This is a genomic window from Vibrio sp. 9-16B-A1, assembly GCF_056726165.1.
The window spans coordinates 131,983-145,575 of sequence record NZ_JBSDZD010000014.1 but is presented as its reverse complement, the minus strand read 5'-3'; the positions used below and the strand labels follow the sequence as shown (position 1 = coordinate 145,575).

13 protein-coding genes are annotated in these 13,593 nt (G+C 51.9%); all 13 read left to right on the top strand.

Going from position 1 to position 13,593, the window contains the following annotated elements; genetic code table 11:
- Positions 1-348 precede the first annotated feature (348 nt).
- Positions 349-1,083, top strand: coding sequence for a 30S ribosomal protein S2 (gene rpsB, locus ACVB80_RS20055; RefSeq protein ID WP_481083053.1), 735 nt, complete (start codon positions 349-351; stop codon positions 1,081-1,083).
- 130 nt (positions 1,084-1,213) lie between these two features.
- Positions 1,214-2,056 carry a translation elongation factor Ts gene (gene tsf, locus ACVB80_RS20050; protein ID WP_481083052.1) on the top strand — a complete coding sequence of 281 codons (843 nt, stop codon included), beginning with the start codon at positions 1,214-1,216 and terminating at the stop codon, positions 2,054-2,056.
- Between the two features lie 306 nt (positions 2,057-2,362).
- Positions 2,363-3,094, top strand: coding sequence for a UMP kinase (gene pyrH / locus ACVB80_RS20045; RefSeq protein WP_481083051.1), 732 nt, complete (start codon positions 2,363-2,365; stop codon positions 3,092-3,094).
- Positions 3,095-3,144: 50 nt separating this feature from the next.
- Entirely contained in the window at positions 3,145-3,702 is a 558-nt protein-coding gene (gene frr, locus ACVB80_RS20040) for a ribosome recycling factor (RefSeq protein ID WP_481083050.1), read from the top strand.
- Positions 3,703-3,801: 99 nt separating this feature from the next.
- A complete protein-coding gene (locus ACVB80_RS20035; RefSeq protein ID WP_481083049.1) occupies positions 3,802-4,554 on the top strand; it encodes an isoprenyl transferase in 753 nt (250 codons plus the stop codon).
- A gap of 17 nt (positions 4,555-4,571) precedes the next feature.
- Complete coding sequence (locus tag ACVB80_RS20030; RefSeq protein ID WP_481083048.1) at positions 4,572-5,411, top strand: phosphatidate cytidylyltransferase; 840 nt, start codon at positions 4,572-4,574, stop codon at positions 5,409-5,411.
- 57 nt (positions 5,412-5,468) lie between these two features.
- Positions 5,469-6,677, top strand: a complete 1,209-nt coding sequence (ispC, locus tag ACVB80_RS20025; protein ID WP_481083047.1) for a 1-deoxy-D-xylulose-5-phosphate reductoisomerase — start codon at positions 5,469-5,471, stop codon at positions 6,675-6,677.
- Positions 6,674-8,032, top strand: a complete 1,359-nt coding sequence (rseP, locus tag ACVB80_RS20020) for a sigma E protease regulator RseP (protein WP_481083046.1) — start codon at positions 6,674-6,676, stop codon at positions 8,030-8,032. The genes ispC and rseP overlap by 4 nt, the downstream gene beginning before the upstream one ends.
- A 65-nt stretch (positions 8,033-8,097) precedes the next feature.
- Positions 8,098-10,515 (top strand): outer membrane protein assembly factor BamA, encoded by a 2,418-nt coding sequence (gene bamA / locus ACVB80_RS20015; RefSeq protein WP_481083045.1) that lies wholly within the window; start codon positions 8,098-8,100, stop codon positions 10,513-10,515.
- 34 nt (positions 10,516-10,549) lie between these two features.
- Positions 10,550-11,059 carry an OmpH/Skp family outer membrane protein gene (locus ACVB80_RS20010; RefSeq protein ID WP_481083044.1) on the top strand — a complete coding sequence of 170 codons (510 nt, stop codon included), beginning with the start codon at positions 10,550-10,552 and terminating at the stop codon, positions 11,057-11,059.
- Between the two features lie 4 nt (positions 11,060-11,063).
- Complete coding sequence (lpxD, locus tag ACVB80_RS20005; protein WP_481083043.1) at positions 11,064-12,083, top strand: UDP-3-O-(3-hydroxymyristoyl)glucosamine N-acyltransferase; 1,020 nt, start codon at positions 11,064-11,066, stop codon at positions 12,081-12,083.
- Between the two features lie 129 nt (positions 12,084-12,212).
- Positions 12,213-12,644: a 3-hydroxyacyl-ACP dehydratase FabZ gene (gene fabZ / locus ACVB80_RS20000; RefSeq protein WP_481083060.1), complete on the top strand. Its 432-nt coding sequence runs from the start codon at positions 12,213-12,215 to the stop codon at positions 12,642-12,644.
- 1 nt (position 12,645) lies between these two features.
- Entirely contained in the window at positions 12,646-13,434 is a 789-nt protein-coding gene (gene lpxA / locus ACVB80_RS19995; RefSeq protein ID WP_481083042.1) for an acyl-ACP--UDP-N-acetylglucosamine O-acyltransferase, read from the top strand.
- The last annotated feature ends 159 nt before the right edge of the window (positions 13,435-13,593 follow it).

The following is a 13,593-nucleotide window of genomic DNA, read 5'->3' as shown; positions in this document are numbered from 1 at the left end:
CAGCGCCCAGCGCCCAGCGCCCAGCGCCCAGCGCCCAGCGCCCAGCGCCCAGCGCCCAGCGCCCAGCGCCCAGCGCCCAGCGCCCAGCGCCCAGCGCCCAGCGCCCAGCGCCCAGCGCCCAGCGCCCAAATTTTTACTAGCCAATCCCCCCGTTTTTATGGTATAAAGCGCGCCGTAATCAGGTTCCGTTCTCTCCGCCTGGCGAAGCGGAATTTGTATTGCACTTATTAATTCTTTAAATCACACACATACCGTCACATGAACCGGGGTGCCCGCTTACTTCAGAATGAAGAGGTTGGGTCGGATGCATGGGGTATGTGGAGGCCTAACCCCATAGAGGATATTAAAATGGCAACTGTATCAATGCGCGATATGCTGAAAGCTGGTGTACACTTCGGTCACCAGACCCGTTACTGGAACCCAAAGATGAAGCCATTCATCTTCGGTGCTCGTAACAAAGTTCATATCATCAACCTGGAAAAAACTGTACCAATGTTCAACGACGCTCTGGCTGAGCTGTCTAAAGTTGGCGAGAAAAAAGGTAAAGTTCTTTTCGTAGGTACTAAGCGCGCTGCGTCTGAAGCTGTTAAAGAAGCTGCTGTAGCAAGCAACCAGTTCTACGTGAACAACCGCTGGCTTGGCGGTATGCTGACTAACTACAAAACTGTTCGTCAGTCTATCAAGCGTCTGAAAGATCTTGAAGCTCAGTCTCAGGACGGTACTTTCGACAAGCTGACTAAGAAAGAAGCTCTGATGCGCACCCGCGAAATGGAGAAACTTGAGAAGTCTCTTGGCGGTATCAAAGACATGGGCGGTCTGCCTGACGCTCTGTTCGTAATCGATGCAGATCACGAGCACATCGCAGTACGCGAAGCTAACAACCTGGGTATCCCAGTATACGCAGTTGTAGATACTAACTCTGACCCAGACGGCGTTGATTTCGTTATCCCTGGTAACGACGACGCAATCCGCGCGGTTCAGCTGTACCTGAACGCTGCAGCTTCTGCTGTATCTGAAGGCCGTAACAAAGACGTAGCTGCTGTAGCTGCTGAAAAAGACGGCTTTGTTGAGGAAGCTGAATAATAGCGGACTCTGAGTCTTACTTAAGATTGTATGCACATAAGTGACACACAATCTGAGTTATAGTTACCATCAGGGGCCGAATGAGTGCCCCTGATTTTTACCTAATTCAGAATCAACCGAGGAATAGAGAATGGCTGTAACTGCTGCTCTAGTAAAAGAACTGCGCGAGCGTACCGGCGCAGGTATGATGGAATGTAAGAAAGCACTTGTTGAAACCAACGGTGACATCGAGCTGGCTATCGAGAACATGCGTAAGTCTGGCGCTGCTAAAGCTGCTAAGAAAGCAGGTAACGTAGCTGCTGAAGGCGCGATCATCATCAAAGAAGGTGAAGGTGTTGCAGTACTTCTTGAAGTTAACTGTCAGACTGACTTCGTTGCTAAAGACGGTAACTTCACTGCATTCGCTGAGCAAGTTGCTGAAGCTGCACTGGCTTCTAAAGCTTCTGTTGAAGAACTGCAGGCTCAGTTCGAAGAAACTCGCGTAGCTCTGGTTGCTAAAATCGGTGAAAACATCAACATCCGTCGCGTACAGTACGTTGAAGGCGCTGCTCTGGCTTCTTACCGTCACGGCGAGAAAATCGGTGTAGTTGTTGCTGGTGAAGGCGACGCTGAGACTCTGAAGCACATCTGTATGCACGTTGCTGCTTCTCGTCCAGAGTTCGTTAACCCAGAAGACGTACCAGCTGACGTAGTTGAGAAAGAAAAAGCGGTTCAGGTTGAGATCGCGATGAACGAAGGCAAGCCTGCTGAAATCGCAGAGAAAATGGTTATCGGCCGCATGAAGAAATTCACCGGCGAAATCTCTCTGACTGGTCAGCCTTTCGTTATGGAACCAAAGAAATCTGTTGGTGAAATCCTGAAAGAGCGCGGCGCTTCTGTTACTACCTTCGTTCGCCTGGAAGTAGGTGAAGGTATCGAGAAAGCAGAAGAAATGAGCTTCGCTGAAGAAGTAGCAGCAGCTCAGAAAGGTTAATCCTGAGAGCTTATGCTAAGAAAAGACCGTAGCCATGGCTGCGGTCTTTTTATGAATAACGAATACAGAAACCCGATTTATAGATTCGGGAGGCTTGATTCGGTTAATAGTGATGAATGATGGCGGCTCTAGGTCCTAGGCTCTGGGTCCTTGGGGTGCGCGTTGTTAAAGTGTGAGATATTGCCGTTGTTTTTTCCTTGCCTGCAGGCAGGAAAGGCACAGTATCTTGCAGCGCCCAGCGCCCAGCGCCCAGCGCCCTTATTCATGACTGTTAATCAACAAACTCTCATTTGAAAGGTAAAGTCTATGACTACGAACCCTAAACCAGCATATCAACGTATTCTGTTAAAACTGAGTGGTGAAGCACTGCAGGGCGAAGAAGGTTTCGGTATTGATCCGACCGTACTGGACCGCATGGCCCAGGAAGTAAAAGAACTGGTTGAACTGGGTGTTCAGGTAGGCGTAGTTATCGGTGGTGGTAACCTGTTCCGTGGCGCTGGTCTGGCTGAAGCGGGTATGAACCGTGTTGTTGGTGACCACATGGGTATGCTGGCAACCGTAATGAACGGTCTGGCAATGCGTGATGCGCTGCACCGTGCATACGTTAACGCGCGCGTAATGTCTGCTATCCCTCTGAAAGGTGTGTGTGACGATTACAACTGGGCAGACGCGATTCGTGAACTGCGTCAGGGCCGTGTCGTTATCTTCTCTGCAGGTACCGGTAACCCATTCTTTACTACAGATTCTGCTGCATGTCTGCGCGGTATTGAAATCGAAGCTGATCTGGTTCTAAAAGCGACCAAAGTAGAGGGCGTATTTAGTGCTGACCCGGTAGCCAACCCAGATGCTGAGCTGTATGATAAGCTGACTTACAGTGATGTACTGGAAAAAGAACTGAAGGTTATGGACCTGGCAGCCTTTACTCTGGCGCGTGACCACAACATGCCGATTCGTGTATTTAACATGAACAAGCCAGGCGCTCTGCGTCGCGTGGTAATGGGTGAAGCTGAAGGTACTCTGATCACTGACAGCAAGTAATTGCCGTCCGTTGTTTCTCCTTCAGAACCGATAATAATTAAGGTGATATTGTGATTAACGAAATCAAACAAGACGCTCAGTCACGCATGGAAAAAAGCGTGGAAGCACTGAAAACCAACCTGTCTAAAGTTCGCACCGGTCGTGCGCACCCAAGCCTGCTGTCGGGCATCTCTGTTGAGTACTACGGTGCACCGACTCCCCTGAACCAGGTGGCTAACGTTGTTGCAGAAGACGCGCGTACTCTGGCGATCACTGTATTTGATAAAGAGCTGACGCCAAAAGTTGAAAAGGCGATCATGCAGTCTGACCTGGGTCTGAACCCGATGTCAGCAGGTACTGTTATCCGCGTTCCACTGCCACCACTGACCGAAGAGCGTCGTAAAGACCTGGTTAAGATCGTACGTGGTGAAGCTGAAGGCGGCCGTGTTGCAATCCGTAACATCCGTCGTGACGCGAACAGCGATCTGAAAGCGCTGCTGAAAGACAAAGAGATCTCTGAAGACGAAGATCGTAAAGCACAGGACGACATCCAGAAGCTGACTGACGCAGCTGTGAAGAAAGTGGATGAAGTTCTGGAAGCGAAAGAAAAAGAACTGATGGAAGTGTAACCACTCTGTCACTTTTCTTTCGGGCGCTGTGCTCTCTGACAGCACAGCGCCTTTTTTATATGCTATTATCCCCATCCCGATACACTCACAAGATTCACTATGCCGGATACTCAAGTCTCTTCGGACGCCCTGCCTAAACACATTGCAGTCATTATGGATGGCAATGGCCGCTGGGCTAAGTCACAGGGCAAGCCGCGTGTTTTTGGCCATAAAGCCGGCGTTGCCGCTGTGCGTAAAACGATTTCTGCCGCATCACGTCTTGGTATTAAGGCGGTGACCCTGTTTGCTTTCAGCAGCGAGAACTGGCGACGTCCTGAAGAGGAAGTCAGTCTGCTGATGGAGCTGTTTTTGGCCGTGCTCTCCAAAGAGGTAAAACGGCTGCACAAGAACAACCTTAAGCTGCGTATTATCGGTGATACATCCCGTTTCAGTGAGCGTCTGCAAAAGAAGATCAAAGATGCAGAAGCCCTGACCGAAAACAATACCGGTATGGTGGTAAACGTAGCAGCGAACTACGGCGGCAAATGGGACATTACCCAGGCGATTCAGAAAATTGCTGATCAGGCTAAAAAAGGTGAGATCAATCCCGATGAGATTGGCGAAGAGCTGGTGACCTCTCACCTGAGCATGTCTGATCTGCCGGAAGTAGACCTGATGATCCGCACCAGCGGAGAGTGCCGCATCAGTAACTTTGTACTGTGGCAAATGGCATACGCAGAAATGTACTTTACCGAGCAACACTGGCCGGACTTTGATGAGCAGAGCCTGGCGGACGCCGTGGCGTGGTTTGTCAGCCGCGAACGCCGTTTCGGATGTACCGGTGACCAGATCAAAGCATTGATGGAAACATAAGAAAAGGATTCGTTGGCTTGAAACAAAGAATCATCACGGCGGTTATTCTCGCCCCTCTGGTGGTGCTGGGGATTTTTTATCTCTCCATGCCACTGTTTATTGCGGCACTGGCCGCGGTTACCCTGATTGGTTTCTGGGAATGGACTCAGTTTGTTGAGGCCCGTTCCCGTCTGATGGCGATGTTGCCTTGTGTGGCAGTGACCGGCGCCGTCCTCGCACTATTTCCTTTCGACTCCGCAGGCCTTCAGGCTGTGGCTCAGCCGCATCTGATACTGCTGATGGTCGCAGCACTCTGGTGGATTGCCGCCAGTGCCCTTGCCATTGGTTATCCGGGAACCACCGGATTGTGGCAGAACTCCCGCGTATTACGTCACCTGTTTGGCTGGCTGACGCTGCTGCCTTTCTTTACCAGTGTGGTACTGCTTCGTGCGGTACCGGGCGAAGATGCGTTCTATGGTGCCAGACTGGTACTGTTCGTTTGTTTCCTTGTCTGGTCTGCGGACAGCGGCGCGTATTTTGCCGGCAAGAGCTTTGGCCGGACAAAAATGGCTCCTAATGTGAGCCCGAACAAAACCATCGAAGGCCTGGTTGGCGGCATCATTGCGGCCCTGATCGTCGGTCTGGGTGCGGCACACTGGTTTGAGATTCAGTTTGCCAGCTGGTGGCACTTTGCCGGTATTACCCTGGTGACCGTGGTTATTTCGGTACTGGGAGACCTGGTAGAAAGCATGTTTAAACGGGTGTCCGGGATTAAAGACAGCAGCAATATTATCCCCGGCCACGGTGGTGTGCTGGACCGGATTGACAGTCTGACCGCCGCGTTTCCAGTCTTTGCGCTGCTTTACTTCACTCTCTGATATATTAAAAAGACAAGCTTGCTTGTCTTTTTGTCACTCTCTGACGGTTTGAATACGATGAACAAGATTACCATCCTGGGCGCTACGGGCTCTATTGGCTCAAGTACACTGAAAGTGATTGGGCAAAATCCGGAGCAATTTCAGGTGTTCGCTCTGGCGGCAGGCAGTAACGCGCAGAAGATGGCGCAGCTGTGTATAGAGTGGAAACCGGTTTATGCGGTAATGGCGTGTCCGGATGCGGCGCAGCAGCTTAAGACTGAACTGGCCGGTCAGGGCCTGGCAACCGAGGTGCTGGCGGGCGAAGAGGGCATGTGTCACGTTGCTTCCCATCCTGATGCAGATATGGTGATGGCGGCGATCGTCGGCGCAGCCGGTCTGGTACCGACCATGGCGGCGGTAAAAGCCGGTAAACGGGTACTGCTGGCGAACAAAGAAGCGCTGGTGATGTCCGGTCAGTTGTTTGTCGATGAAGTGAAGCGCAGTGGCGCGCAACTGTTGCCGGTAGACAGCGAACATAATGCGATCTTCCAGTGTTTGCCGCACGAAGTACAGACTCAGCTGGGCCACTGTGATATTGCCGCCAGCGGCGTCTCTTCGATTCTGCTGACCGGCTCGGGAGGCCCGTTCCGTTACAGCGATATTTCCACCCTGTCCCAGGTGACGCCGGAGCAGGCGATTGCCCACCCAAACTGGTCAATGGGCCCTAAGATCTCGGTCGATTCAGCCACTATGATGAACAAAGGGCTGGAATATATCGAAGCGCGCTGGCTGTTTAATACCCGCCGCGACCAGCTTAAAGTTATCATTCATCCTCAGTCGGTGATCCACTCCATGGTGCAGTACCGCGATGGTTCGGTACTGGCTCAAATGGGGGAGCCGGATATGGCGACTCCGATCGCACTCACCATGTCATACCCGGATCGGGTCGACGCTGGTGTTGCGCCGCTGGACTTTACCAAAGTTGGCGAGCTGACGTTCCTTGAACCGGATTTTAACCGCTACCCTTGTCTTAAACTGGCAATTGAGGCCTGTTATACCGGCCAGCACGCGACCACAGGTCTGAATGCGGCCAACGAAGAAGCGGTTGCCGCGTTCCTCGCCGGTAAGATCCGATTCACAGATATTGCTGCCGTGAATGAGCAGGTTTTGTCCAGGCTGTGTGGTCAACAGCAAAACCTTGCACTGGATAACTTGGAAAGCCTGCTTGAGCTGGATAAAATGGCGCGCAACTATGCGATGGAAACCATCAGTGAGCGTTTGCTATGAGTGGAATTATCTGGAACTTTGCCTCTTTTGTTATTGCGCTGGGCGTACTGGTCGCGGTGCATGAGTTTGGCCACTTTTGGGTGGCCCGCCGCTGCGGCGTAAAAGTGCATAAGTTTTCTATCGGCTTTGGCCGCTCGATCTGGAAAAAGGTCGGCAAAGATGGCACCGAATACAGCCTGTCTGTGATCCCGCTGGGTGGTTACGTCAAGATGCTTGATGGCCGGGTGGATGAACTGGAACCGGGCGAAGAAAGCCTTGCGTTTAATCATAAGCCCCTGTGGCAGCGCAGTGCGATTGTTGCCGCCGGCCCGCTGTTTAACTTCGTGTTTGCTTTTATCGCCTACTGGGCGGTATTTATGATCGGCGTGCCTGCGGTTAAACCTGTGGTCGGCGAAGTGACGCCTCACTCTATTGTCGCTGAGGCCGGAATTACCCCGGGAATGGAACTTAAAGCGGTTTCCGGAATCAAAACCGCAGACTGGGATTCGGTTAACATGCAGCTGGTGGCTCATATTGGCGATGAGCAGATGACGTTCAGCGTGGCAGAGCCGGGCGAGTTTGGCGTGGAGAAAACCCTTCGCCTTGACCTGCGTGACTGGCAGTTTAACCCGGAAACCGAATCGCCGATGCGAACCCTGGGCTTTCTGCCGTACCGTCCGGAAGTGACTACGGTACTGGCTCACATCAGTGAAGGCAGCGCCGGTGAAGCTGCGGGTCTGATGCCTGGCGACAAACTGGCACTGATCAATGGTCAGCCGGTTGAGAACTGGCCCCAGGTGGTCAGTGAGATTCAGGCTAACCCGGCTACGGATGTAAACCTGACGGTCGAGCGTCAGGGCATGCTGGTGCAGCTGGTGCTGACTCCGGGTGTGAAACAGCTTGATGACGGGCGCAGCATAGGTTTTGCCGGAATCGCCCCTAAGGTCGCAGAATGGCCGCAAAGTTATCGCTTTGAGATCAAATATGGTGTATTTGAATCCATTGGCAAAGCATTTGAAAAAACAGGGCAAATTATTTCACTGACCTTCACCATGATGAAAAAGCTGGTGACAGGGGATGTAGGGCTGCAAAACCTCAGCGGACCGATTTCCATTGCCAAAGGCGCGGGCGCCACGGCGGATTATGGTCTGGTGTACTTCCTCAGCTTCCTGGCGCTGATCAGCGTCAACCTGGGGATCATCAACCTGCTGCCCCTGCCGGTACTTGATGGTGGTCATTTGCTGTTTTTCGCTATCGAAGCGGTGATCCGCCGCCCGGTACCGGAAGCGGTGCAGGATATAGGTTACCGGATTGGTGGCGCCATCCTGCTGTCACTGATGGTGGTGGCCCTGTTTAATGATTTTACCCGCCTGTGATATCACCTGATTGATAGAACAAATTGGCATTAAAAAAGAAGTAGCAAGGAATAATCAGAATAGATATGGCGATCAAGCATTTACTCCTTACCTCTCTGCTGGTTTCCAGTGCAGCGGTACACGGGGCGGAAAAATTCGTCGTTCAGGACATCAAAATTGAAGGCCTGCAGCGCGTGGCACTGGGTGCAGCGCTGCTGAAAATGCCGGTTCGTATTGGTGATACCGTTGAACAGCAGGACGTAGCCAAGATTATTAAGTCACTGTACGACTCAGGCAACTTTGAGGACATCAAAGTGCTGCGTGACGGTGACGCGCTGGTGGTTGAAGTAAAAGAGCGTCCGACCATCGCCGCTATTTCATTCTCCGGCAACAAGGCGATCAAAGAAGAGCAGCTGACCCAGAGCCTGGAAGCGTCAGGCATCCGCGTGGGTGAAGCACTGGATCGCACCTCCCTGAGCAACATTGAAAAGGGTCTGGAAGATTTTTACTACAGTGTTGGTAAATACAACGCTGAAGTGAAAGCCGTTGTCACGCCACTGCCGCGTAACCGGAGCGATCTTAAGTTTGTCTTTACTGAAGGTGTGTCGGCAACTATTCAGCAGATTAACTTCATTGGTAACACCGTCTTTGACGATGAAGAACTGTTGTCGCGCTTTAACCTCAACGTTGATGTGCCGTGGTGGAATTTCATGGCCAACGAAAAGTACCAGAAACAGGTACTGGCCGGGGATATTGAAGGTCTGCGCACTCATTACCTGAATCAGGGTTATCTTAAGTTTCAGGTGACTAACACCCAGGTGTCTATCTCTCCGGATAAGAAAGGGGTTTACATCACCCTGACACTGGATGAAGGCAAGCCGTATACGGTGAAGGACGTGAAGTTCCGTGGGGAGCTGATCGGTAAAGAAGCAGAATTCAGTAAGATGGTGACCTTCAGTGACGGGGACACCTACGATGGTTCGAAAGTGACCGCGCTGGAAGAGAGCATGAAACGCACCCTGGGTGAAGCGGGATACGCTTATCCCCAGGTACGCACCATTCCGGAATTTGATGACGAGAACCAACAGGTTTCGCTGACGGTGAACGTGGAAGCGGGCAAACGTATTTACGTACGCGATATCCGTTTTACCGGTAACAATGCCACCAAAGACGAAGTACTGCGCCGTGAAATGCGTCAGATGGAAGGCGCATGGCTGAACTCTAAAGCGATCGACGCCGGTAAGAGCCGTCTGAATCGTCTCGGTTTTTTTGAAAAAGTTGACGTACAGACCGTACGCGTTCCGGGCAGCGATGATCAGGTAGACCTGGTGTACAGCGTAAAAGAGGCCAACTCAGGCAGCGTTAACTTTGGTATCGGTTATGGTACAGAGTCCGGTGTCAGCTTCCAGGTGGGCCTGCAGCAGGATAACTTTGCCGGTACCGGTAACCGGGTAGGCATCAACGCCTCGACCAACAAGTATCGTCAGAACGTGAGTCTTGAGTATCGTGACCCATACTGGAACCTGGATGGTGTCAGTCTGGGCGGTAAGATTTTCTATAACCGTTTTGAAGCTTCCGAAGCGAACATCGTTGACTATACCAACGAAAGTTATGGTACGCGTCTGACCTGGGGTTTCCCGTATGACGAACTGAACTTCTTCGACTGGGGCGTAGGCTATACCCATAACCGGATCTCGAACATTGACCCGTATGTGCAGGTAGAGAACTTCCTGCGCAGTCAGGAAGGCTGGGATGCGGACGAGCAGACCCTGATCGTGGATGACTTTGACTTCTCGCTTTCATGGACGCGTAATAACCTCAACAAAGGTTACTTCCCGACTGCGGGTAACCATCAGAGCGCATTTTATAAGATGACGGTTCCGGGATCGGACGTGCAGTATTTCAAACTACAGTATGATGTACGCCAGTACTTCCCGCTGACCGAGAGTCATAATTTTGCCCTGTTGCTGCGTGGCCGTCTGGGCTACGGTAACGGCTATGGCAAGAATGGCGAGAACGATAACCTGTTCCCGTTCTATGAAAACTACTACGCCGGTGGTTTCACTACCCTGAGAGGCTTCCGTTCTAACAGCGCGGGTCCTAAGGCGGTCTACAACGAAAACACTTCCGGTGGTAACAACCCGCAGTACACAGTAACGGATAACTCTGTAGGTGGTAATGCCATCGCACTGGCGAGTCTGGAAGTGATTTTCCCGACCCCATTTGCATCGGATGATGTGAAGAGCCAGATCCGTACCAGTGTGTTTGTGGACGCGGCGAGTGTCTGGGATACCGAATTCCGTTACATCGAGGATGGCGCCAGCTCAGGCAGCTCTTACTATTACGACTACTCAGATCCAATGAACTACCGCGCCTCTGTGGGTACGGCGCTGCAGTGGATGTCACCGATGGGACCTCTGGTCTTCTCGCTGGCAACACCGATCAAGAAATTTGAAGGGGATAAGACCGAAGTCTTTACCTTTACTATTGGACGCACTTTCTAATTTTAACAAAACATAAAAATGTCAGGAGAGAACTTTGAAAACTCTAATTAAAGCGGCAGGCCTGAGCCTGGTAGTGCTAAGCAGCTCATTTTTCGCTAACGCTGCTGAGGCAGCTCAGAAAGTGGGTTACGTGAACACCGCACAGATCTTCCAGGCTCTCCCACAGCGTGAGCAGGTAGCCAAAAAACTGCAGAGTGAGTTTAAAGACGCACAGGCAGAGCTTCAGGCGCTGCAGGCCAAGATTAAGACCAAGGTAGAAAAAGCACGTCGCGACGGCGAGCTGCTGGGCGATGAAGGTATGCGTAACCTGCAGATCGAAATTGCGGGTCTGGAAGCAGAATACAAGATCAAAGGTCAGTCTCTGGAAAAGGCGGCAGCTCAGCGCGAAAACCAGGAAAAAGCCAAACTGTTTAAAGTGATTCAGGAAGCGATTGGTAAAGTTGCAGAGAAAGAAGGTTACGACATGATCGTTGACGCTTCTGCTCTGCAGTACGCGAAACCAGACCTGAACCTGTCTGAAAAAGTGATCGCTGAACTGAAGTAAGCCTATGACGACTCTGACCCTTAATCAGGTCGCTGAGATCTCAGGCGGTACCGTACACGGAGATGGCGAACACGTCATCTCCGCTTTTGCTGCAATGGACAAAGCGACTTCAGAACAACTTACCTTCCTGTCTAACCCCAAGTACCGTAAGCAGCTGCCTGAGTGCCAGGCGGGCGCAGTGCTGGTCAAAGAGAGCGAGCGGGAGCTTTGCCCGGGTAACGCTGTCGTGGTGGTTGACCCTTATGTGGCTTACGCCAAAGTCGCTCAGGCGCTGGATACCACTCCGGCTCCTGCTTCAGAGATTGCTGCCAGTGCAGTTATTGCCACAGATGTGACTCTGGGCCAAAACGTTGCCGTTGGTGCGAACGCAGTCATTGAGTCCGGTGCGGTACTGGGTGATAACGTGGTGATCGGTGCGGGCTGCTTTGTTGGCAGAAGCGCGAAGATCGGTGCTGGCACCAAACTGTGGTCGAACGTGAGTGTTTATCATGAAGTCACTATCGGTGAGCGCTGCCTGGTTCAGGCTAACGCGGTGATCGGCTCAGACGGTTTTGGTAACGCCAACGAGAATGGTGAGTGGATTAAGATCCCTCAGGTGGGCTCGGTGCGTATCGGAAACCGGGTAGAGATTGGTGCCTGTACCACTATCGACCGCGGTACCCTGGACGATACCGTGATTGAAGATAACGTGGTGCTCGATAACCAGCTTCAGATCGCCCATAACGTGCACATCGGATATGGTAGCGCGATTGCTGGTGGTACCATCATCGCCGGCAGTACCCATATCGGCAGGTATGTGATCATCGGCGGTGGCGCTGTGATCAACGGCCATATCACGATTGCGGATGGTTCTATGATCACCGGTATGGCGATGGTGATGCGCAGCATCGAAGAGAAAGGTGTGTACTCGTCGGGCATTCCGTGTCAGACCAACAAAGAGTGGCGTAAAATGGCGCCAAGGGTACAAAAGATCACCGAAATGGAACGCCGCCTCAAAGCCTGTGAGAAAAAACTCGCTGAATAGCGGCACCATGCCTTACAATCGCTGCCAGAATCCGGCCTGCCTTTGCAGGCCTCAATTGTTTTAACCTGTTCTGCCCCGGCGGGACGAAGTAATAACAGGAATATGACCTTGACTACTGAACTAAAAACCATGGACATCACAGAGATCCAGTCCCTTCTTCCACACCGTTACCCATTTCTGATGATCGACCGTGTAAAAGACTACCAGGAAGGCAAATACCTGGTTGGTCTGAAGAACGTTTCTGTTAATGAGCCTCAGTTTACCGGTCATTTTCCTAAGCTGCCTGTTTTCCCGGGTGTACTGATCCTGGAAGCAATGGCACAGGCTACCGGCCTGCTGGCGTTTAAAACTTTTGGTGCTCCGGCTGAAAATGAGCTGTACTACTTTGCCAGCATTGATAAAGCCAAGTTCCGTAAACCGGTTTCTCCGGGCGATCAGCTGGTAATTGAAGTAGAATTTATCAAAGACCGTCGCGGAATCGCACTGTTTAACGGTGTGGCAAAAGTGGACGGTGAGGTAGTATGTTCTGCAGAACTGAAGTGTGCACGTCGGGAATTCTAATATGATCCATGAAACGGCTCAAATCCATCCAACAGCAGTAATTGAAGGCAATGTGCGTATCGGTGCCGGTACCACAGTCGGTCCTTTTACTTACATTGCCGGTGACGTTGAAATCGGCGAAAACAACGAAATCATGTCTCACGTGGTGATCAAAGGCCCAAGCAAGATCGGTGATGAGAACAAGGTGTTCCCGTTTGCCATTTTGGGTGAAGCCTGTCAGGACAAGAAATACGGTGGTGAAGATACCACTCTGGTCGTTGGTGACCGTAACGTGATCCGCGAGAGCGTGCAGATGCACCGCGGTACCGTTCAGGACAAAGGCACTACAGTCGTGGGCAGCGACAACCTGTTTTGTGTAAACGCCCATATCGCGCACGACTGTGTGGTTGGCGACAACGTGATCCTGGGTAACAACGCGACCCTGGCGGGTCACGTAACCGTTGAAGACTACGTTATCCTGACCGCTCTGTCTCCTGTTCATCAGTTCTGTACCCTGGGCGCACACTGTTTTGTTGGCGGTGGCTCTATCGTGGTTCAGGACGTGCCTCCGTTTGTGATGGCGCAGGGTAACCACTGTAAGCCGTTTGGCATCAACATCGAAGGCCTGAAGCGCCGCGGATTCAGTAAAGACGAGATCCGCGCTATCCGTCGCGCGTACAAAAACCTGTACCGTAATGGCCTGACATTTGAAGAAGCCAAGCAGGAAATCGCCAAAGAAGCAGAGGAATACGCTGTGATTAAGCAGTTCCTGGACTTCCTGGGTAACACCCAGCGCGGCGTTATCCGCTAAGTCAGCGCCTGTCCGGGCGCTGTATGGTCAATCTCAAGATCGCCTCCAGCCAGGTTCAGCGGCAGACGCCGGAACAGGTCGCAGAGGCGGTTTTTTTTTGACCAATCAGGATAAGCTTCTGCCCAGGCAGTAAATTATCCTGATTGGTAAGAATTAAGG

What these genes read in the sequence shown, in the direction of transcription:
- rpsB (WP_481083053.1), top strand. Translation starts at nt 349, where the DNA reads ATGGCAACTGTATCAATGCGCGATATGCTGAAAGCTGGTGTACACTTC.
- tsf (WP_481083052.1), top strand. Translation starts at nt 1,214, where the DNA reads ATGGCTGTAACTGCTGCTCTAGTAAAAGAACTGCGCGAGCGTACCGGC.
- pyrH (WP_481083051.1), top strand. Translation starts at nt 2,363, where the DNA reads ATGACTACGAACCCTAAACCAGCATATCAACGTATTCTGTTAAAACTG.
- ACVB80_RS20035 (WP_481083049.1), top strand. Translation starts at nt 3,802, where the DNA reads ATGCCGGATACTCAAGTCTCTTCGGACGCCCTGCCTAAACACATTGCA.
- ispC (WP_481083047.1), top strand. Translation starts at nt 5,469, where the DNA reads ATGAACAAGATTACCATCCTGGGCGCTACGGGCTCTATTGGCTCAAGT.
- rseP (WP_481083046.1), top strand. Translation starts at nt 6,674, where the DNA reads ATGAGTGGAATTATCTGGAACTTTGCCTCTTTTGTTATTGCGCTGGGC.
- bamA (WP_481083045.1), top strand. Translation starts at nt 8,098, where the DNA reads ATGGCGATCAAGCATTTACTCCTTACCTCTCTGCTGGTTTCCAGTGCA.
- lpxD (WP_481083043.1), top strand. Translation starts at nt 11,064, where the DNA reads ATGACGACTCTGACCCTTAATCAGGTCGCTGAGATCTCAGGCGGTACC.
- fabZ (WP_481083060.1), top strand. Translation starts at nt 12,213, where the DNA reads ATGGACATCACAGAGATCCAGTCCCTTCTTCCACACCGTTACCCATTT.
- lpxA (WP_481083042.1), top strand. Translation starts at nt 12,646, where the DNA reads ATGATCCATGAAACGGCTCAAATCCATCCAACAGCAGTAATTGAAGGC.